The following is a 16963-nucleotide window of genomic DNA, read 5'->3' on the forward strand; positions in this document are numbered from 1 at the left end:
GGCGTCAGCCCCGCTGGCCGCGGCTGACCGCCCAGAGCGCCACCGCGCTGGCGGAGGCCACGTTGAGTGAGTCGACGCCGCCGGCCATCGGGATCGTCACGACCGAGTCGGCCGCGGCGAGCGCGGTGCGCGAGAGGCCGTCGCCCTCCGCCCCCATCAGCAGCGCGACCCGCTCGGGTGGCGCGGCCGCGAAGTCGTCCAGCGAGACGGCGTCCTCCGACAGGGCGAGGGCCGCGATGTGGAAGCCCGCCGCGTGCAGCTGCTCGCGGGCGCCGTCCGCCCCCTCCCACTCGGGAAGCCGCGTCCACGGCACCTGGAACACCGTGCCCATGCTCACCCGCACGCTGCGCCGGTAGAGCGGATCGGCGCAGCGCGGTGTCACGAGCACCGCATCGGCGCCGAGACCCGCCGCGGCGCGGAAGGCGGCGCCCACGTTGGTGTGATCGACGATGTCCTCGAGGATCACCGCGAGTCGCGCCCCGGCTAGGACGTCCGCGACCGACGGCGTCTCGGGGCGGTGCATGGACGCCAGCACCCCGCGGTGGACGTCGTAGCCCGTGACGCCCTCGGCCACATCCGCGGGGACCACGTAGACGGGCACGTCCTCCCTGCCCTGCAGCACGGTCTCCAGATCGGGCAGCCAGCGCTCCTGGGTCATCACCGACCGAGGCCGGTGCCCCGCGGCGAGCGCGCGGCCCAGGACCTTGGCCGACTCGGCCATGTACAGCCCGCCTTCGGGCTCGAGCACACGCCGCAGCGCCACGTCGGTGAGGTCGCGGTAGTCGGCGAGGCGCTCGTCGGTGGCACTGTCGACACGGAGGATCTGCATTCCTCCATCGTCGCCGATCGGGTTGACCTCCCCGAAACATGGCGGATCTAGACTCGGGGACGTGCCCGTGTCCCATCTCGACGACCTGACGACCGCGGACGTCGGCCGCGCGATCGACCTGCTCGCCGGTCTGCGCGTCGCGGTGCTGACGGGCGCGGGTGTCTCCACGGACTCGGGCATCCCGGACTACCGCGGCAAGGGCGCCCCCAAGCGCTCTCCCATGACCGCTCAGACCTTCCTCTCCGACGAGGCCGCGCGTCGCCGGTACTGGGTCGGCTCCCACCTCGGGTGGCGTGCATTCACCTCGGCCGCTCCCAACGCCGGTCATCAGGCGCTCGCCTCGCTCGAGCGCGACGGCATCGCCACCGGGGTCATCACCCAGAACGTCGACGGTCTGCACCTGCGTGCCGGCAGCCATCGCGTGGTCGAGCTGCACGGCACCATGCGCCGCGTGTTCTGCACGCATTGCGGCCAGGTGTTCGACCGCCGCGACATCGCCGAGAGGCTCGAGCGCGACAACCCTTGGATCGCCGTGCCCGACAGCGTCGAGCTGGGCCCCGACGGCGATGTGCTTCCCACCTCGGCCGAGCGCTTCGTCATCCCCGACTGCAGCGTGTGCGGCGGGATGCTCAAGCCCGACGTGGTCTTCTTCGGCGAGTTCATCCCCGCCGAGAAGTTCCGTGAGGCCGAGCAGCTGGTGCATCAGAGCCAGGCGCTGCTGATCGCCGGATCGTCGCTGGTCGTGAACTCCGGGATCCGCCTGGTCGAGCGCGCACGCCGCCGCAAGATGCCCGTGGTGATCGTCAATCGCGGCGAGACGCGCGCCGACGGTCGTGTGGCGCTGAAGATCGACGCGGGTGCCACCGAGGTGCTCGGCGAGCTCGCCCGCGCCCTGCCCAGCCTCCGCTGATCCGGGGCCGATACCCTGGCCGTGTGACTCTTCTCGCCCTCGTGCGCCACGGACAGACCGACTGGAACGCCGAGCGGCGCATCCAGGGACGGACCGACATCCCCCTCAACGACACCGGCCGCGCGCAGGCGCTGGTCGCCGCCGAGACCCTGCGCGACGGCGGCTGGAGCCGCATCGTCGCGAGCAGCCTCGGCCGGGCCCGCGAGACCGCGGAGATCATCGCGGCCGAGCTGGCGCTGGATGCCCCCGCCATCTTCCCGGGGCTGATGGAGCGCGACTACGGCATCGGCGAGGGCACCCTCGTGCCCGACTTCCACGCCCGATACGGCCAGGGCGCCGTCCCCGGCGGGGAGACGACCGAGGAACTCGCGACACGGGTGTTCGCGGCGCTGCGCGAGGTCGCCGCCGATGCGCGCGACCAGCCGACCATCGTCGTCGCCCACGGCGGAGTGATCCGCGCCCTCCTGGGCATCGCGACCGATGGCGAGCTGCCCCGGCCGGGCGAGCGGATCGAGAACGCCTCGGTCACGGTCTTCCGGCTGTCCGACGACGCGCTCGCGCTGGAGTCGGCCGCCCTGACCACCGACCCCCAGTAGCCTCGGGCCATGCGACTGCGCCGATCGTCGCCGGATCGCCCCGGCTGGACGAGACGCCGCGCCGGGCGCGGGTTCGTCTACCTCGACGAGCACGGCGCGCGTCTTCCCCCGGAGGACGCTGACCGGATCCGGTCGCTGGCGATCCCGCCCGCCTGGCGCGACGTGTGGGTCTGCCCGTATCCGAACGGTCACCTGCAGGCGGTCGGCACGGACGCGGCCGGTCGCCGTCAGTACCTCTACCACCCGGAGTGGCGCACCCGCCGCGACGCCGCCAAGTTCGACCGTGTGCTCGAGTTCGGCCAGGCGCTCGGTCGCGCACGGCCCCGCGTCCTCGATGACCTGGCCCGCGACGGCATGCCGCGCGAGCGCGCCTGCGCCCTCGCCGTCCGCCTGCTCGATCTCGGCTGCTTCCGCATCGGCAACGACGTCTACGCCGACACGCACGGCAGCTTCGGCCTCACGACCCTGCGGCGCGACCACCTCACGCGCACGGGCGACACCTTCGTGTTCGCCTTCACGGGCAAGTCGGGCGTCGAGCACCGCATCGAGATCGAGGATCCGACCTCCGCCCGCGCCATCGAGACCCTGCGGCGGCGGCGCGACGAGGCCCAGGGGCTGCTGGCGTACCGCGATCCCGACTGGCGCACCGTGACGCCCACGATCGTCAACCAGTACGTGCGCGAGATCACGGGGATGGACGCCACCGCGAAGGACTTCCGCACCTGGCACGCCACCGTGCTGGCCGCCGCCGAGATCGCGGTCGGCGCGGACGAGCTCGTGCGCTCCGGGCGCGACGGCGTCACCCGTCGCCGACGGGTGGTGAGCGACGCCATGCGCACCGTGGCCGCCTTCCTCGGCAACACCCCGACGCTCGCCCGCGCCTCGTACGTGGACCCGCGCGTCATCTCGGCCTACGACGAGGGGCGCACCATCGGCCGGGCCGTCCGGCGCTCGTGGGATACGCCAGAGGATCGTCAGCTCGGCCTCGAGCGCGCGACCGTCAACCTGATCCGCCTCGTCGACGCGTCGTGAGCGCATCCGGGACTCCCGGCGCCATTTCGGGCCAGCCCGCGCAATCGATCCGATAACGACTGAGCAGGATGCCCAAACCGGTGCCATCGGTCCTGCTAATGTCTCGCACTATGGCTTCCCTGGATCACGTCGACCTCGAGCTGCTGTCCGCGCTCAGCGAGGACCCGCGCGCGACGGTTGTCGCGCTCGCCGAGCGTCTGCGTCTCTCGCGAAACACCGTCCAGGCGCGAATGGCCCGCCTGGACAAGGCGGGCGTGTTCCGCTCGTTCGAGCGATCCATCGCGCCGGCCGCGCTCGGCTTCCCGCTCGAGGCGTTCCTCGCGATCGGCGTGCGCCAGGTCGAGCTGCCCCGGATCACCACCGAGCTCGCCGGCGTCCCGGAGGTCGTTCAGGTGCACGGCCTGTCCGGTCAAACCGACCTGCTCGCGCTCGTCGCGTGCCGCGACGCGCGCCATCTCTTCGACGTCGACGCGCGGATCCTCAGCATCGAGGGCGTCGAGCGCACCGAGACCTCGCTCGTGATGAGCGAGGCGGTGCCGTACCGCGTGAACGGCCTGATGCAGCTCGCCCGGCGGGAGCCGTGACACTCAGGCGATGAACGACCGGATCGCCGCGGCCGCCTCGGCGGGCTTCTCGTAGTGGATGAGGTGCCCGACACCCTCGATCTCGACGAGACGGGCATCCGGAATGCGCGTGGCCAGCACGCGCTCGGCGTCGATGGGCGTGATGTCGTCCCGGTCCGCAGCGATGAGCAGCGTCGGCACCGTGATGCGGCCGGCGTACTGGCTGACGTCGTGCGAGACGCTCGTGACGAACGCGTCATGCAGCACGTCGCGGTCGGCGAAGCTCGAGAAGTAGGTGTCGTGCTGGTCGTGGATGAAGGCACGCAGCGCGCGGTCGCGCGTCTTGGCCATGGCGATGGAGGTGACCCGCACGATCAGGCGGTTGCGCAGCAGCCACGTGCCGATCGCGCGCGGCAGGCGGGCGCCTGCCCAGTAGTAGAAGATCGCGAGACGCGTCAGGATCCCGCGCGGGCCCTCGAGCGCGGGCGCGCCGATCGGGTTCACCAGGATCAGCTTCGGCGGCGTCAGCCCGCGGGCGACGGCGGCCGACGCGACGATCGACCCGAATGAGTGGCCGAGCACGATCGCACCCGGTGCCACCGCGTCCGCGAATGCGTCGAGCCAGACGGCGAACGCCTCGATGTCGTGACGGCGGCCCGGCAGCGGCGCCGTCTCGCCGAACCCCGGCAGATCGGGCATGATCACCCGCACGCCCGACAGGAACGCCACCACCGGCTCCAGGCCGTGGTGCTCGCCGCGGAACCCGTGCACCGCCAGAATGGTCGTGGCAGCGTCCTCCGGGCCGTACGTCCAGTAGGCGGTCGTGCCGCCGAGGATCTCCACCTCGCGGCGGGTCACCGGGATGTCGGCGAGGCGAGCGGCATACGGCGAGGCGACGGGCATCGCTCGAGTCTACGGAGTGGCTCCCGGGGAATGTCCGCGCCGCCCCCTACCGTGTGGGCTATGACGAGGTCGTGGCCGAAGCCTCCGCCCCTGTTCGAGCTGGACGAGCTCGAGAGCCCGGGCGAGACGGTCACGTGGGTGCCCCGCTCGCAGGCCACCGAGCCCGACGCGCTCTTCTCACTGGACGAGCCGGTCGTCGACGCCACCGCGGAGACCACGATCGCTGTCGGCGTCGCGATCGATGTCGACATCGAGATCGACGCGGTCGCCGTCACGGACGGCGGGGAGACGGCGGTCGAGGTCGACGTCCAGATCGACCTCGAGGTCGCGGCGACCGTGGAGGTCGTCCGCGATCGCTGGACGAGCCGCGTCGGGGTGTTCGACCTGGAGACCACCGGGATCGACGTCGCCGAGGATCGGATCGTCACGGCCTACGTCGGCCTGCTCGATGCGTCGGGGAACGTGATCCACGAGGAGCACTGGCTCGCCGATCCCGGCATGGAGATCCCCGCCGGCGCGACCGAGGTGCACGGCATCACGACCGCGCACGCCCGCGCGAACGGGCGCCCGGCCCGCGAGGTGGTGGCCGAGGTCACCGCCGCGCTGCGCACGCTGCTGTCGGCGGGCATCCCCGTGGTGGCGTACAACGCCGCCTACGACTTCTCGCTGCTGAAGTACGAGGGTGAGCGCCACGGCCTGGCACCGCTCGACTCACCCGCTCCCGTCATCGATCCGCTGGTCATCGACAAGACCCTCGACAAGTACCGCACGGGCAAGCGGACGCTCGACGTGGTGGCCGCTCACTACGCCGTCCCCCTCGAATCGGCGCACGAGGCTTCGGCCGACGCGATCGCCGCGGGACGCGTCGCCCTGGCACTGGCCGAGCGCTACGCCGATCGCCTGCCCGAGGACGTCCTCGAGCTGCACACCCGGCAGATCGGCTGGGCGCGTGAGCAGGCGGCGAGCCTGACCGAGTACTTCATCCGGATCGGGCGGATCGAGGCCTCCGAGGTCCTCGACGGGGCCTGGCCCGTCCGCTGAGGGCTACCCTCGTCGCATGAGCGACGGCAGCGATCGGCTGCGGCGCCGGTATCCCCTCCAGGGTGCGGGCGGCGCCTTCGACGCCGTCTGGCGCCCGTCCGCGCACGATGCGGATCAGGAGGCCCAGTCGCTGAAGATCATCCCCGTCCCCGCGCCCACGCCGGATCAGGGGCCCGGCGTCATCGACTTCGACAATCGGACCATCGAGATCCAGCTCGAGGAGTGACGCGGTCCGGAAACGAGAGAAGCCCCGCCTTTCGGCGGGGCTTCTCTCGTGCGGCAGGGCTTACTTGGAGCCGAAGTTCTTGAAGCGCGCGTTGAACTTCTCGATGCGGCCGGCCGAGTCCATGATGCGCTGCTTGCCCGTGTAGAAGGGGTGCGAAGCGGACGAGATCTCGACGTCGATGACGGGGTACTCGACGCCGTCGAGCTCGATGGTCTTGTCGCTGGAGACGGTCGAGCGCGTCAGGAACGTCTCGCCGGAGCCGAGGTCGCGGAACACGACCGCGTTGTACACGGGGTGGATGTCAGTCTTCATGGGGTCCTTGCCAAGTGAGTTTGAAAAGCTTCCGGTGCTTGGGCACCAGCGAACGAGTCTACCAGACGCCGCCTCAGGCGGCGGCGCGGGCGGCGTAGCGGCCGCCGGCCTCGCTGAGGGTGATCGGCACCCCGAAGGTCTCGGTCAGGTTCGCGTCCGTCAGCGTCTCGGCGAGGGGCCCCGCCGCGACGATCTTGCCGTCGCGCAGCAGCAGCGCGTGGGTGAAGCCGACGGGGATCTCCTCGACGTGGTGCGTCACCATCACCAGCGCCGGGGTCACGGGCGACTGCGCGTACGCGCCCAGCAGGCCGACGAGCACCTCGCGCGAGCCGAGGTCGAGGCTGGCGGTGGGCTCGTCGAGCAGCAGCAGCTCGGGGTCGGTCATGATCGCGCGGGCCACCTGCACCCGCTTCTGCTCGCCCTCGCTGAGCGTGCCGAAGGTGCGGTCGGCGAGGTGGTCGAGGCGCCACTCCTCGAGCACACGCAGGGCGCGGCGCTCGTCGATGTTCTCGTACTGCTCGTTCCAGCGGCCGAGCACCGAGTAGGCGGCGGTGAGCACTGCGTTCAGCACCGTCTCGTCGGCGGGGATCCGACGGGCCAGCGCCGAGGAGGCGAAGCCGATGCGGGGGCGCAGCTCGAAGACGTCCGTGCGGCCCAGCTGCTCATCGAGGATCTCGACGGTGCCGGACGTCGGGTGCAGCAGCGTGTCCGCGAGCTGCAGGATCGTCGTCTTGCCGGCGCCGTTGGGGCCGAGCACGACCCAGCGCTCGTCGTCGTTCACCGCCCAGGTGAGTCCATCCACGATGTTCCGGCCTTCACGGCGGACCACGACGTCATCAAAGGAGAGCACGGTGGGCATGGGCTCCAGCCTAGCCGCGGGCCCCCGAGGCTCAGGCGGGACGCGCGGGCCGGTAATCTCGTTGCTCGTGACTGATGCGCGCTTCCTCGTGGTGTTCGATGCCGATTCGACCCTCATCCGCAACGAGGTCATCGAGCTGATCGCCGACGAAGCGGGACGCGGCGCCGAGGTGGCCGCGGCGACCGAGGCCGCGATGCGCGGCGAGGTCGATTTCGCGACGAGCCTGCGCTCGCGCGTCACCGAGCTGGCGGGCGTCCCGGTCAGCGCCTTCTCCCGCGTGAAGGCGCGCATCGAGCCCACCCCCGGCGTGACCGAGCTCATCGACGCCGTCCACGCCAAGGGCGGCGTCGTCGGCGTCGTCTCCGGGGGCTTCCACGAGATCCTCGACGAGGTCGCGCCGGCACTGGGGGTCGACCTGTGGCGCGCGAACCGCCTCGTCGCGGTCGACGGCGTCCTGACCGGCGAGGTCGACGGGCCGATCGTCGACGCCGCCGCGAAGCGCGAGTGGCTGACCCGCTGGGCCGACGAGCACGGTGTGCCGCTCTCGCGCACGATCGCCGTCGGCGATGGCGCGAACGACCTCCTCATGCTGGAGGCGGCGGGCCTCGGCCTCGCCTTCAACGCCAAGCCCGCGGTGCGCGCCGCCGCCCCGCTCGTGATCGGCCCCGTCGACCTGTCGCAGGTCATCCCACTGCTTCCCTGACCCGCGGATCGGGATCACCAGGGCAGCGGGCGATCCTCGCCTCGACGGCTGTCGTCGGGGAATCGCGGAAGGCGCTCGCCTCCGGCGCGGATGCACAGCCATCGCAGCTCCCCCGGGCTGTCCGGCAGCGCACGCCAGGTGCGCCACACGTCCTGCCCGACGCGCACGACGGTGCCCGGCCCGACCTCGACGACCTCGTCGTCGAGCCCCATCTGCCCGCGCCCGCTGAGGAAGACGTACAGCTCCTCGATGCGCGCGTGCGTGTGCCAGTAACCCGCCTCCTCACCGGGCTCGAGCGCGTTCGCCGAGAGGCCGATGTACTGCGCGGCCAGCTCGTGATCCACGATGCGCCGTCCGTCGCGCGAGCGCGCCTCGTCGAAACCGCCGTGGTGGCCGCGCCACGTGTCGAGCGCCCCGATCTCCTTCAGCTCCCAGCCCGCCGATGCGGGGTCGCTCATCCCTGATCCTCCCGTCGCCAGGCCCCGTCGGCCCGGGTGCAGACGATGCGGGAGTGCCGCCGGTCCGGCGCCCCCTGCCAGAACTCGATGCGGGTCGGCTCGATCCACCAGCGCACCCAGTCGCCCGGCGCCACGCCGGCCCTGGCCGCAGCCGAGCGGGCGGCGAGGTCGGCGGCCGACTCCTCGGGCGAGGCCTCGACGACGGAGCCGCGGATCCGGATCGCGCGCACCAGCGGCTGCCACCAGAAGCTGAGGGCGGCGGCGGGGTGCACGGCGAGCTGCGCGGCCTTGCGCGACCGCCGCGGGCCTGCGACGGCGAAGCCCCGTTCGCCGATGTCCTTCAGCAGCAGCGTGCGGGCGTCCGGAACGCCCTCGTCGTCGACCGTCGCGAGCGTCACCGCGTGCGGCTCGGGCACACCGGCGTCGACGGCATGCCGAAGCCACCCCTCGACGAGCCGGATCGGATCGGCGGGCTCCGCGGAGTCGAGGTATGCCCCGTCGAGGTCCGCCCCGTCGAGGTCCGGGGCGACGCCCGTCAGCGCCGGCAGCGACCGCAGCCAGGGGGCGTTCGTCATCGCTCCCCCAGCAGACCGAGGAAGCCGCGGACGGCCGATCGCATCATCTCGGGGTCCTGCGTCGCCCGCGACAGGACGTAGCCGCCCTGGATGATCGCGACGGCGGCGACCCCCCTGTCGCGCGCCTCGCCCGGCGGCAGGCCGTCCTCCGCGAACACGGCGGCGACCTCCTCGATGAGATCGCCGAAGTAGTCGGCGACCGCCTTCGCCAGATCCTCGTCCGCCATCACCATCGGATCCGACGTGAGGCGGCCGACGCGACAGCCGCGCACGGCGTCGCGCGGGCGCTCGAGGTACGACACGATCCGCCGCCGCGGGGCGGCGGGACCCCGGAGGTCCTCGATGCCCGCCGCCAGCGCCCGGTCGACGGTGCGCGTGACCGCGGCGACCGCGAGATCCCGCTTCGAGGGGAAGTGGTGGTAGAGGCTCCCCTGCCCCACCCCGCTGCGCGCGAGCACCTGCCGCGGGGTGGTGGCGGCCACGCCGTTGTCGGCGTAGAGCTCTCGCGCCGCCTCGACGAGGCTCTCGCGTGCATCGGCTGTCATGGACGTCAGTGTGACATACCTAGAGGTAGGTACGGAAGGGTCGGTAGCCGGCGCGATGAAGGCCGCGCTGATCTGCCCCGTCCCCGACGCCGTCGCCGCGGTGGAGAGCCATCGCGAGCGGCTGGACCCGTCCCGCGTGCTGGGCGTGCCTCCTCACGTCACGGTGCTCGTTCTGTTCGCCCCGCCCCTCGAGCTCGGTGACGGCGAGCTCGCGGCGCTGGCGCGCGACGAGGGCCCCCGGCTCGTGGCAGAAGCCGTCATGGCCTCCGCTGGGGCCCGCGCCATCCCCCGCGTGACGAGGCGCCCGACGGTGGCGGATGTCGGCGGCCAGCCGTAGCCTGCGGGCATGGTCGACGTGATTCTCATCCCCGGACTGTGGCTCGATGCGGCGTCATGGGCGCCCGTGACCGCGGCGATCGATGCCGCGGGGCATCGTGCGCACCCGCTGACGATGCCGGGCGTGGGCGAGCCCGCGAGCGACATCGGCATCGACGACTGGGTCGCGGCGGTGGTCGAGCACATCGACCTCGTCGAGGGCCCCATCGTGCTCGTGGGCCACTCGGGCGGTGGCAACGTGGCGTACGGGGCCGCCGACCGGCGACCGGACCGCATCGCGCACCTCGTGCTCGTCGACACGGCGCCCCCGCCCGACGGCGCCGACATCTCCGAATTCCCCGTGGTCGACGGCGTGGTGCCGTTCCCCGGCTGGGACTTCTTCGGCGACGACGCGGCCGATCTCGACGAGACCACTCGCGCGCGCACCGTTGCGACCACGCGGACCATCCCCGCACGGGTGCCGACCGACGCCCTGCGCCTGAGTGATGACCGGCGCTTCGACATCCCCGTCACGATGCTCTCGGGTGCTGCCGACGAGACCGAGGTGCGCGCGATGCTCGATCAGTGGCCGTCGTGGCGCGACACCGTCGAGCGCATCCGGTTCTTCGAGGTCGTGAAGCTCGGCACGGCGCACTGGCCGCAGTTCAGCCAGCCGGCGCGGCTCGCCGGCGAGATCCTGAAGGTCGTCGACCGGGTTCAGTGACCCATGCCGAGGCCGCCGTCCACCGGGATCACGGCGCCCGAGATGTAGGCCGAGTCGTCCGATGCGAGCCAGGTGACCGCGGCCGCGACCTCAGCGGCCGATCCGTATCGACCGGCGGGGATGGCCTTGCGGTACTCGGCCTGAGTCGACTCGTCGAGCTCGGCGGTCATATCGGTCTCGATGAACCCGGGGGCGACGACGTTCGCGGTGATGTTGCGGGCGCCGAGCTCGCGCGTGATCGAGCGGGCGAAGCCGACGAGCGCGCTCTTGGACGAGGCGTAGTTGACCTGACCGGCCGAGCCGTACAGGCCCACCACGCTGGAGATCAGGATGACGCGGCCGAACCGGCCCTTCAGCATGCCCTTCGACGCGCGCTTGACCACGCGGAAGGCGCCGCCGAGGTTCGTCGCGACGACGCTGTCGAAGTCGTCCTCGCTCATCCGCATCAGCAGCGTGTCCTTCGTGATGCCGGCGTTCGCGACCACGATCTCGACCGGGCCGAGCTGCTGCTCGACCTCCGTGTACGCGGCGTCCACCGCGGCCGAGTCGGTCACGTCGGCGCGCACGGTCAGGGTGCCCTCGGGCCCCTCGCCGCTGCGGGCGGTCACCGCGACGCGGTAGCCCTCCTGCACGAACCGCTCCGCGATCGCGCGGCCGATGCCGCGATTGCCGCCGGTGACGAGGACCACACGCCCGGTGCTGTCGATGCTCACGATTCTTCGCTCCTGTTCCGTCCGATCCGCCGGATCGCCGATCCTGGCAAGCCTACTGATCCGGCGTGCGGGCACCGGGGTGCGGGCGCGCACAAGGCTCGCCCCGCAGGCCTGTGCTCCCAGGCCAATACGGGCGCCGCGGCGTAGGCTGGAGGGATCGTGCGATCCCCCCGTAAAGAGTCCTCCGCCGCGCAGTCGGCGACGTCGTTGCCGGCCTCTCCGGCCGACGACGCGAGCGACCGCGTCCGCAACTACCTGCTGACGATGGGGATCCGGATCGCGTGCGTGATCCTCACCGCGACGGTCACCCCCTACGGGTGGTGGACGTTCGCATTCGCGGCCGGGGCGATCTTCCTGCCCTACATCGCGGTCGTCGGTGCGAACGCCGCCAGCGGCCGCACGGTCACCACCGCGCAGCGACCCGAGGTCGCCATCGAGACCACCGCCGAGAAGCCGGCCGAGCGCGAGGCGCCGCCCTCGGTGATCCGGATCACCGAGAGCCGGCCCGCCGAGACCAGGAAGACCGAGAACCCCGTGAAGAAGGACGACGCGTGATCGGCGACCTCTTCGGAGGCGGCCCCGCCGCCCCGACCTGCTCGCGCGCGGGCTGCGGCGAAGCCGCGACGTGGACGATCGCCTGGCGCAACCCGAAGATCCACACCGCCGATCGCCGCAAGCTGTGGCTCGCGTGCGACGAGCACGTCGGCTACCTGCGCGAGTTCCTCGCCGCCCGCGACTTCCCGCTCGAGGTCACCGCCGGAATCGACAGCGCCGCATGAGCCTGATGAAGCAGCGCGCCGCGCGCTGGAGCGTCTACGTGGTCATCGCCATCGCCTTCGCGATCGCCTGCGCGTACCTGTCGAACTGGCAGTTCGCGCGCAACGAGCAGCGCGCCACTATGCTCGCCCTCGTCGCCGCCAACTACGACGCCGCCCCGCTGCCGGTCGAGGACATGCTGGGCGGCGGATTCACGGCGGCCAATGACGAGTGGCACCCCGTGACAATGACCGGCCGCTACCTCACCGACGAGCAGCTTCTGGTGCGCAACCGCGCCCAGGGCGGGACGAGCGCCTTCGAGGTGCTGGTGCCGTTCGAGCTGGCCGACGGCCGGATCGTGGTGGTCGACCGCGGCTGGGTCGCCCCGGGTGAGGACGCCGTGCCCGCCGACGTGCCCGCGGCGCCCGACGGCGAGGTCACCGTGACCGGGCGCATGCGCCCGGGTGAGGCGCTGCCGAGGTCCGGACGCTCCGCGCCCGACGGCCAGGTGCCGACGATCCATCTCCCGGCGGTCGCCGAACTCACCGGCGACACCACCGAGACCGGGTTCTACCTCCTGATGGTCGACGAGGATCCGGCACCCGCGACGCGGCCGTCCGAGCTCGCCTCCCCCACCGACGACCCCGGTCCGCACCTCTCGTACGCGATCCAGTGGATCCTGTTCGCCGTGATGGGCTTCGTGTTCATCGCGTACATGATCCGCACCGAGATCAAGGCGCGCCGCGAGGACGCCGAGGAGACGGACGACGAGGACGACGACGAGCTCCCGACGCCGGCGAGGCGCCCCCGCGCGCGGCGCAAGGATCGCGACGCCGACGAAGAGGACGCCCTGCTCGACGCCTGATCGGCGCGGCGGCCTCAGGCCAGCGTGATGAGGTCGAGGTAGGAGCGGTTCCAGATGTCCTCGACGCCGTCCGGCAGCAGCAGGACGCGCTCGGGGTTCAGCGCCTCGACGGCGCCCTCGTCGTGCGAGACCAGCACAACCGCGCCCTCGTAGTGCGACAGCGCACCGAGGATCTCCTCGCGCGAGGCGGGGTCGAGGTTGTTGGTGGGCTCGTCGAGCAGCAGCACGTTCGCGCTCGAGACGACGAGCGTCGCGAGCGAGAGCCGGGTCTTCTCGCCGCCGGAGAGCACGCCGGCGGGCTTGTGCACGTCGTCGCCGGTGAACAGGAACGATCCGAGCACCTTGCGGGCCTCGGTCTCGTTCAGGTTCGGGGCGGCCGAGACCATGTTCTCGAGCACCGAGCGCTTGACGTCGAGGTTCTCGTGCTCCTGGGCGTAGTAGCCGATCTTCAGGCCGTGCCCGGGCTCGATCTGACCGGTGTCGCTCTTGTCGGCCCCGGCGAGGATGCGCAGCAGGGTCGTCTTTCCGGCGCCGTTGAGGCCGAGGACAACGACCTTCGAGCCGCGGTCGATCGCGAGATCGACGCCGGCGAAGATCTCGAGCGCGCCGTACGACTTCGACAGCGACTTGGCCATCAGCGGCGTCTTGCCGCAGGCGGCGGGCTTCGGGAAGCGCAGCGCGGCGACGCGCTCGACCTGGCGGACCTCCTCGAGACCCTCGAGGAGCTTCTCGGCGCGGGCGACCATCTGGTGGGCGGCGGCGGCCTTGGATGCCTTGGCACCGAAGCGGGCGGCGCGATCCTGCAGCGCGGAGGCCTTCTTCTCGGCGTTGGCGCGCTCCTTCTTGCGGCGCTCCTCGTCGGCCACGCGCTGGCGCAGGTAGTGCTTCCAGCCCATGTTGTAGATGTCGATGACCTGGCGGTTGCCGTCGAGGTAGAACACCCGGTTGACGGTCTCCTCGACGAGATCGACGTCGTGGCTGATCACGATCAGCCCGCCCTTGTACGACTTCAGGAACTCGCGGAGCCAGACGACGGAGTCGGCGTCGAGGTGGTTGGTCGGCTCGTCGAGGATCATCGACTCGGCATCCGAGAACAGGATGCGGGCGAGCTCGATGCGTCGGCGCTGACCACCCGAGAGCGTCTTGAGCGGCTGGTCGAGGATCCGGTCGGGCAGCGACAGGTTGTTGGCGATGGTGGCGGCCTCGGCCTCGGCCGCGTAGCCGCCGAGCGACTCGAAGCGCTCCATGTGGTGCGCGTAGCGCTTCATCGCCTTGGCGGCGACCTGCGGGTCGTCGGAGCCCATCGCGACGGAGGCCTCCTGCATGCCGAGCTGCAGCGAGCCGAGCCCGCGGGCGTCGAGGATGCGCGTGCGCGCCAGCATCTCGGGGTCGCCGGAGCGCGGGTCCTGCGGCAGGTAGCCGAGCTCTCCGGTGCGGGTGACCCCGCCGTTGGCGGGGATCAGGTCGCCCGCGAGCACCTTGGTCAGGGTGGTCTTGCCGGCGCCGTTGCGGCCGACGAGGCCGACCTTGTCGCCGGGTCCGACGCGGAACGAGACATCGGACATGAGCATGCGCGCGCCGACGCGGATCTCGAGGTCGTGCACGGCAAGCACAGCGGACGTCCGTTCTTCAGGAGGCGGGAAAGCGGCCGACAGGCCAACGTCCAAGTATAGGTTCCCCCCGATGCGGGGATCCTGTGCGGCGGAACCGGCGCGCCGCGGCGTCAGTCGAAGTAGAGGTGGTGGTGCCGGGCGCAGCTCGGGTTGAAGGCGCGCCCGCACCCACCGCACCGCGACGTGGCGCGGTACGCGTCGATGGTCGAGGTGCTGCCGCACACGCCGCACAGCAGCGCCTCTCGCGCGCCGTCCGAGGCGGGCCAGGTCGCGGCCTCGTGATCGGCGTCCGCCGCGTGGCAGTCGTGGCACGGGTACCAGCGATCGCAGCATGGGAACAGGATCGCGAGCACGTCGAGCTCGGTGGCCCAGTGCACGCAACGGGTCTGGGCGTCGACAGGCAGCCCGTGGACGAGGTGCTCCCCCACGCGGATCGGCGCGGGGATGGCGCGGCGCCCGGTCATGCGATGCCCCGGGCGGTCAGGGCGTCGGCCACGTCGTCGGCGTGGCGCAGCGACATCACCAGCAGCGTCACGACCGCGCGCGGCCCCAGGCGCACACCGCGGGCCCGCTGGGCGTCGCGGATGCGCGCGGCGAACCCCGAGACCACGGGAACCAGGGCGATGGTGAGCATCAGCGTGAAGGCGACCCGCCACGGATCGATGCCCACGCGGGCCAGCGGCGACAGCGCGACCTGCAGGGCCTCGAGGAGGTCGGCGGTGCGGGTGGTCAGCGTCAGGAGCGCGGCGAGCAGCACCACCGACACCACGCGGGTCGTGTTGACGAGCGCGTCGGCGGGCGTCAGGAAGATCAGCTGCGTCGCCGCCACGAACACCACGATCCAGCGCGTCGCCCACAGCTGTCTCGCCCAGGTGATCGGGCCATGGCCGCCGAGGGCGAAGAGGGCGAAGACCAGACCGAGCGACGCCAGCGCGAGCAGCGGTGTGCGCGCGCCCAGCGAGATCAGCAGCGCGAGCACGGCGAGCCCAACGAGCTTGACGCCCGCCGGGGCGCGATGGAGCGGACTGCTCCCCGGCCGGTAGAGCGAGATCACGGCCGCGCGCTCTCGTGCTCGCGTCGGTATCGCGCGATGAGCTCGGCGGGATCGCCGGTCTCGATTAGGCGGCCGTCGGTGAACCGCAGCGCGATGTCGCACCGGGCGGCGAGCTCGAGATCGTGCGTGACGATCACCGTCTGCGCGTCGACGTCCTCGGTGAGCATCCGTCCGATCCGGCGCGCATTGCCGAGATCGAGCAGGGTCGTCGGCTCGTCGGCGACGACGACCGCCGGCTCGCGGATCAGCACGGAGACCAGGGCGAGAAGCTGCTTCTGGCCACCCGACAGGCTGTAGGCGGGCTGGTCGGCGCGGTCGGCGAGGCCGTGGCGCGCGAGCGCGGCGGTCATGCGCGCCGCCACCATGTCGCGGCCCAGGCCGGAGCCGCGCAGCGAGAGGGCGACGTCCTCGGCGACCGTGGGCATCAGGATCTGCGCGTCGGGGTTCGTGAACACGAACCCCACTCGCTCGCGGATGCGCTTCGCATCGCGCTGCGGGTCGAGCCCGTGGACCGTCACCCGACCCGCCGCCGGCGCGACGAGGCCGTTCAGCAGGCGCGCGAACGTCGACTTCCCCGATCCGTTGGCCCCGATCACCGCGATGCGGCGCTGGTCCAGCCGCACCGAGACGTCACGCAGGATCTCCTGCCCGCCGAGCTCGACGGCGACGCCGTCGAGCTCGATCACGCCGGACGGCGCCGGGGGTCCGGACGGGAGGCTCATCGGGCGGCGTCCACCGTCTCACGCGGGGCGGCGGGGCGCGGGGCCGCCGCGAAGGCGAAGGCGGGCGGGTAGGCCCGCCACAGGGCGACCGCGAGCAGCATCGCGACGACGGCCTTGGCCAGATCGCCCGGCAGGAACACCACGTTCGACAGAGCCGCGTCGGCCGGTGACAGGCCGAGCACCAGCGAGAGCCCGACGGTGCCCACCGTGTAGACGACGAGGATGCCGCCGACGACGGCGCCCAGCAGGGCGCGCCACCAGCTGATGCCGCGGGCGCCGGCCCGGGCGATGAGGCCCGTGACGATCACACCCGGGATCCACCCGAACAGGTAGCCGGCGGACGGGCCGACGAAGACCCCGAGCCCGCCGCGCCCACCCGACAGGACGGGAAGCCCCACGGCCGCGAGCACCACCACTACGAGCACCGCGAGCGCGCCGCGCTTCGGACCCAGCACGATGCCGGCGAGCATCACGGCGAGCGTCTGCAGGGTCACCGGGACGCCGGTGGGAAGCGGGATCTGCCCGGCGACGCCGAGCACAACGATCAGCGCCGCGAAGATCGCGATGCGGGCGAGGTCACGTGCCTCGAGACGGGCGGATGCGGCCATGTCGGTCCTCCTGAACGGTGTTCACCTGAACACCGTTCACT

25 protein-coding genes are annotated in these 16963 nt (G+C 72.0%); 12 read left to right on the forward strand and 13 right to left on the reverse strand.

The genetic code is table 11. The features are described from left to right. Positions 1–4: 4 nt before the first annotated feature. On the reverse strand, positions 5–829 hold the full coding sequence (locus tag ACOKGD_RS08580; RefSeq protein WP_342334598.1) for a TrmH family RNA methyltransferase: 825 nt from the start codon (positions 827–829) through the stop codon (positions 5–7). A gap of 61 nt (positions 830–890) precedes the next feature. Between ACOKGD_RS08580 and ACOKGD_RS08585 the strand changes: the two genes are divergently transcribed. The 4 genes from ACOKGD_RS08585 (at position 891) to ACOKGD_RS08600 (ending at position 3951) form a co-directional block, all read left to right on the forward strand. Beyond that, positions 891–1739, forward strand: a complete 849-nt coding sequence (locus tag ACOKGD_RS08585) for a Sir2 family NAD-dependent protein deacetylase (RefSeq protein ID WP_342334597.1) — start codon at positions 891–893, stop codon at positions 1737–1739. 23 nt (positions 1740–1762) lie between these two features. Next, on the forward strand, positions 1763–2335 hold the full coding sequence (locus ACOKGD_RS08590; protein WP_342334596.1) for a histidine phosphatase family protein: 573 nt from the start codon (positions 1763–1765) through the stop codon (positions 2333–2335). 9 nt (positions 2336–2344) lie between these two features. Then, entirely contained in the window at positions 2345–3367 is a 1023-nt protein-coding gene (locus ACOKGD_RS08595; RefSeq protein ID WP_342334595.1) for a DNA topoisomerase IB, read from the forward strand. A gap of 110 nt (positions 3368–3477) precedes the next feature. Then, positions 3478–3951, forward strand: a complete 474-nt coding sequence (locus ACOKGD_RS08600) for an Lrp/AsnC family transcriptional regulator (RefSeq protein ID WP_342334594.1) — start codon at positions 3478–3480, stop codon at positions 3949–3951. A gap of 3 nt (positions 3952–3954) precedes the next feature. On the opposite strand, the gene ACOKGD_RS08605 is transcribed toward ACOKGD_RS08600, so the two are convergent. Continuing rightward, on the reverse strand, positions 3955–4833 hold the full coding sequence (locus ACOKGD_RS08605; RefSeq protein WP_342334593.1) for an alpha/beta fold hydrolase: 879 nt from the start codon (positions 4831–4833) through the stop codon (positions 3955–3957). Between the two features lie 312 nt (positions 4834–5145). Here ACOKGD_RS08605 and ACOKGD_RS08610 point away from each other — a divergent pair, with 312 nt between their 5' ends. Both ACOKGD_RS08610 and ACOKGD_RS08615 read left to right on the forward strand, forming a co-directional pair. Continuing rightward, complete coding sequence (locus ACOKGD_RS08610; protein WP_421355120.1) at positions 5146–5874, forward strand: exonuclease domain-containing protein; 729 nt, start codon at positions 5146–5148, stop codon at positions 5872–5874. A 16-nt stretch (positions 5875–5890) separates the two neighbouring features. Next, on the forward strand, positions 5891–6100 hold the full coding sequence (locus tag ACOKGD_RS08615) for a hypothetical protein (RefSeq protein ID WP_342334591.1): 210 nt from the start codon (positions 5891–5893) through the stop codon (positions 6098–6100). 60 nt (positions 6101–6160) lie between these two features. Here ACOKGD_RS08615 and ACOKGD_RS08620 read toward each other — a convergent pair whose 3' ends face one another. After that, positions 6161–6412, reverse strand: coding sequence for a type B 50S ribosomal protein L31 (locus ACOKGD_RS08620; protein WP_342334590.1), 252 nt, complete (start codon positions 6410–6412; stop codon positions 6161–6163). Positions 6413–6485: 73 nt separating this feature from the next. Continuing rightward, on the reverse strand, positions 6486–7271 hold the full coding sequence (locus tag ACOKGD_RS08625; protein WP_342334589.1) for an ABC transporter ATP-binding protein: 786 nt from the start codon (positions 7269–7271) through the stop codon (positions 6486–6488). 67 nt (positions 7272–7338) lie between these two features. Between ACOKGD_RS08625 and serB the strand changes: the two genes are divergently transcribed. Then, positions 7339–7974 (forward strand): phosphoserine phosphatase SerB, encoded by a 636-nt coding sequence (serB, locus tag ACOKGD_RS08630; protein ID WP_342334588.1) that lies wholly within the window; start codon positions 7339–7341, stop codon positions 7972–7974. Positions 7975–7988: 14 nt separating this feature from the next. Here the strand turns inward: serB and ACOKGD_RS08635 are convergent, their stop codons facing one another. Genes ACOKGD_RS08635 through ACOKGD_RS08645 form a run of 3 tightly spaced genes read right to left on the reverse strand, consistent with a single transcriptional unit; the run spans position 7989 to position 9552 of the window. Further along, positions 7989–8432: a cupin domain-containing protein gene (locus tag ACOKGD_RS08635; RefSeq protein WP_342334587.1), complete on the reverse strand. Its 444-nt coding sequence runs from the start codon at positions 8430–8432 to the stop codon at positions 7989–7991. Further along, positions 8429–9007: a pyridoxine/pyridoxamine 5'-phosphate oxidase gene (locus tag ACOKGD_RS08640; RefSeq protein WP_342334586.1), complete on the reverse strand. Its 579-nt coding sequence runs from the start codon at positions 9005–9007 to the stop codon at positions 8429–8431. The genes ACOKGD_RS08635 and ACOKGD_RS08640 overlap by 4 nt, the downstream gene beginning before the upstream one ends. Continuing rightward, complete coding sequence (locus ACOKGD_RS08645; protein ID WP_342334585.1) at positions 9004–9552, reverse strand: TetR/AcrR family transcriptional regulator; 549 nt, start codon at positions 9550–9552, stop codon at positions 9004–9006. Before ACOKGD_RS08645 ends, ACOKGD_RS08640 begins: the two co-directional genes overlap by 4 nt. Positions 9553–9607: 55 nt before the next feature. Between ACOKGD_RS08645 and ACOKGD_RS08650 the strand changes: the two genes are divergently transcribed. Together ACOKGD_RS08650 and ACOKGD_RS08655 are read left to right on the forward strand one after the other, a co-directional pair. Further along, a complete protein-coding gene (locus tag ACOKGD_RS08650; protein WP_342334584.1) occupies positions 9608–9889 on the forward strand; it encodes a hypothetical protein in 282 nt (93 codons plus the stop codon). Positions 9890–9898: 9 nt separating this feature from the next. Continuing rightward, positions 9899–10591, forward strand: a complete 693-nt coding sequence (locus ACOKGD_RS08655) for an alpha/beta fold hydrolase (protein WP_342334583.1) — start codon at positions 9899–9901, stop codon at positions 10589–10591. Here ACOKGD_RS08655 and fabG read toward each other — a convergent pair. Further along, on the reverse strand, positions 10585–11304 hold the full coding sequence (gene fabG / locus ACOKGD_RS08660; RefSeq protein ID WP_342334582.1) for a 3-oxoacyl-ACP reductase FabG: 720 nt from the start codon (positions 11302–11304) through the stop codon (positions 10585–10587). The two genes, ACOKGD_RS08655 and fabG, sit on opposite strands and share 7 nt — an antisense overlap. A gap of 159 nt (positions 11305–11463) precedes the next feature. On the opposite strand from fabG, the gene ACOKGD_RS08665 reads away from it, so the two are divergent. The 3 genes from ACOKGD_RS08665 to ACOKGD_RS08675 are packed head-to-tail and all read left to right on the forward strand — an operon-like array spanning position 11464 to position 12925. Beyond that, on the forward strand, positions 11464–11859 hold the full coding sequence (locus ACOKGD_RS08665; protein ID WP_342334581.1) for a DUF3099 domain-containing protein: 396 nt from the start codon (positions 11464–11466) through the stop codon (positions 11857–11859). Next, positions 11856–12083 carry a hypothetical protein gene (locus ACOKGD_RS08670; protein WP_342334580.1) on the forward strand — a complete coding sequence of 76 codons (228 nt, stop codon included), beginning with the start codon at positions 11856–11858 and terminating at the stop codon, positions 12081–12083. The genes ACOKGD_RS08665 and ACOKGD_RS08670 overlap by 4 nt, the downstream gene beginning before the upstream one ends. Before the next feature lie 5 nt (positions 12084–12088). Next, on the forward strand, positions 12089–12925 hold the full coding sequence (locus ACOKGD_RS08675) for an SURF1 family cytochrome oxidase biogenesis protein (RefSeq protein WP_342335502.1): 837 nt from the start codon (positions 12089–12091) through the stop codon (positions 12923–12925). Positions 12926–12939: 14 nt separating this feature from the next. Here the strand turns inward: ACOKGD_RS08675 and abc-f are convergent, their stop codons facing one another. The 5 genes from abc-f to ACOKGD_RS08700 form a co-directional block, all read right to left on the reverse strand. Continuing rightward, the gene (abc-f, locus tag ACOKGD_RS08680) at positions 12940–14538 is read right to left on the reverse strand and encodes a ribosomal protection-like ABC-F family protein (RefSeq protein WP_342334579.1); all 1599 of its coding nucleotides are present in this window, start codon (positions 14536–14538) and stop codon (positions 12940–12942) included. 110 nt (positions 14539–14648) lie between these two features. Then, entirely contained in the window at positions 14649–15002 is a 354-nt protein-coding gene (locus ACOKGD_RS08685) for a CHY zinc finger protein (protein WP_342334578.1), read from the reverse strand. Beyond that, positions 14999–15592 (reverse strand): energy-coupling factor transporter transmembrane protein EcfT, encoded by a 594-nt coding sequence (locus tag ACOKGD_RS08690; RefSeq protein ID WP_342334577.1) that lies wholly within the window; start codon positions 15590–15592, stop codon positions 14999–15001. The genes ACOKGD_RS08685 and ACOKGD_RS08690 overlap by 4 nt, the downstream gene beginning before the upstream one ends. Then, positions 15589–16314, reverse strand: coding sequence for an energy-coupling factor ABC transporter ATP-binding protein (locus tag ACOKGD_RS08695; protein ID WP_342334576.1), 726 nt, complete (start codon positions 16312–16314; stop codon positions 15589–15591). Before ACOKGD_RS08695 ends, ACOKGD_RS08690 begins: the two co-directional genes overlap by 4 nt. Next, the gene (locus tag ACOKGD_RS08700) at positions 16311–16922 is read right to left on the reverse strand and encodes a biotin transporter BioY (RefSeq protein WP_342334575.1); all 612 of its coding nucleotides are present in this window, start codon (positions 16920–16922) and stop codon (positions 16311–16313) included. Before ACOKGD_RS08700 ends, ACOKGD_RS08695 begins: the two co-directional genes overlap by 4 nt. Between the last annotated feature and the right edge of the window lie 41 nt (positions 16923–16963).

This window comes from Microbacterium phosphatis (assembly GCF_049177115.1).
GTDB classification, from domain to species: Bacteria; Actinomycetota; Actinomycetes; order Actinomycetales; family Microbacteriaceae; genus Microbacterium; species Microbacterium phosphatis.

Bases quoted from the DNA above. Each gene is read 5' to 3' on its own strand.
- ACOKGD_RS08580 (WP_342334598.1), bottom strand. From the start codon at position 829: ATGCAGATCCTCCGTGTCGACAGTGCCACCGACGAGCGCCTCGCCGAC.
- ACOKGD_RS08595 (WP_342334595.1), top strand. From the start codon at position 2,345: ATGCGACTGCGCCGATCGTCGCCGGATCGCCCCGGCTGGACGAGACGC.
- ACOKGD_RS08600 (WP_342334594.1), top strand. From the start codon at position 3,478: ATGGCTTCCCTGGATCACGTCGACCTCGAGCTGCTGTCCGCGCTCAGC.
- ACOKGD_RS08605 (WP_342334593.1), bottom strand. From the start codon at position 4,833: ATGCCCGTCGCCTCGCCGTATGCCGCTCGCCTCGCCGACATCCCGGTG.
- ACOKGD_RS08615 (WP_342334591.1), top strand. From the start codon at position 5,891: ATGAGCGACGGCAGCGATCGGCTGCGGCGCCGGTATCCCCTCCAGGGT.
- ACOKGD_RS08620 (WP_342334590.1), bottom strand. From the start codon at position 6,412: ATGAAGACTGACATCCACCCCGTGTACAACGCGGTCGTGTTCCGCGAC.
- ACOKGD_RS08625 (WP_342334589.1), bottom strand. From the start codon at position 7,271: ATGCCCACCGTGCTCTCCTTTGATGACGTCGTGGTCCGCCGTGAAGGC.
- ACOKGD_RS08635 (WP_342334587.1), bottom strand. From the start codon at position 8,432: ATGAGCGACCCCGCATCGGCGGGCTGGGAGCTGAAGGAGATCGGGGCG.
- ACOKGD_RS08640 (WP_342334586.1), bottom strand. From the start codon at position 9,007: ATGACGAACGCCCCCTGGCTGCGGTCGCTGCCGGCGCTGACGGGCGTC.
- ACOKGD_RS08645 (WP_342334585.1), bottom strand. From the start codon at position 9,552: ATGACAGCCGATGCACGCGAGAGCCTCGTCGAGGCGGCGCGAGAGCTC.
- ACOKGD_RS08650 (WP_342334584.1), top strand. From the start codon at position 9,608: ATGAAGGCCGCGCTGATCTGCCCCGTCCCCGACGCCGTCGCCGCGGTG.
- ACOKGD_RS08655 (WP_342334583.1), top strand. From the start codon at position 9,899: ATGGTCGACGTGATTCTCATCCCCGGACTGTGGCTCGATGCGGCGTCA.
- ACOKGD_RS08675 (WP_342335502.1), top strand. From the start codon at position 12,089: ATGAAGCAGCGCGCCGCGCGCTGGAGCGTCTACGTGGTCATCGCCATC.
- ACOKGD_RS08685 (WP_342334578.1), bottom strand. From the start codon at position 15,002: ATGACCGGGCGCCGCGCCATCCCCGCGCCGATCCGCGTGGGGGAGCAC.
- ACOKGD_RS08695 (WP_342334576.1), bottom strand. From the start codon at position 16,314: ATGAGCCTCCCGTCCGGACCCCCGGCGCCGTCCGGCGTGATCGAGCTC.
- ACOKGD_RS08700 (WP_342334575.1), bottom strand. From the start codon at position 16,922: ATGGCCGCATCCGCCCGTCTCGAGGCACGTGACCTCGCCCGCATCGCG.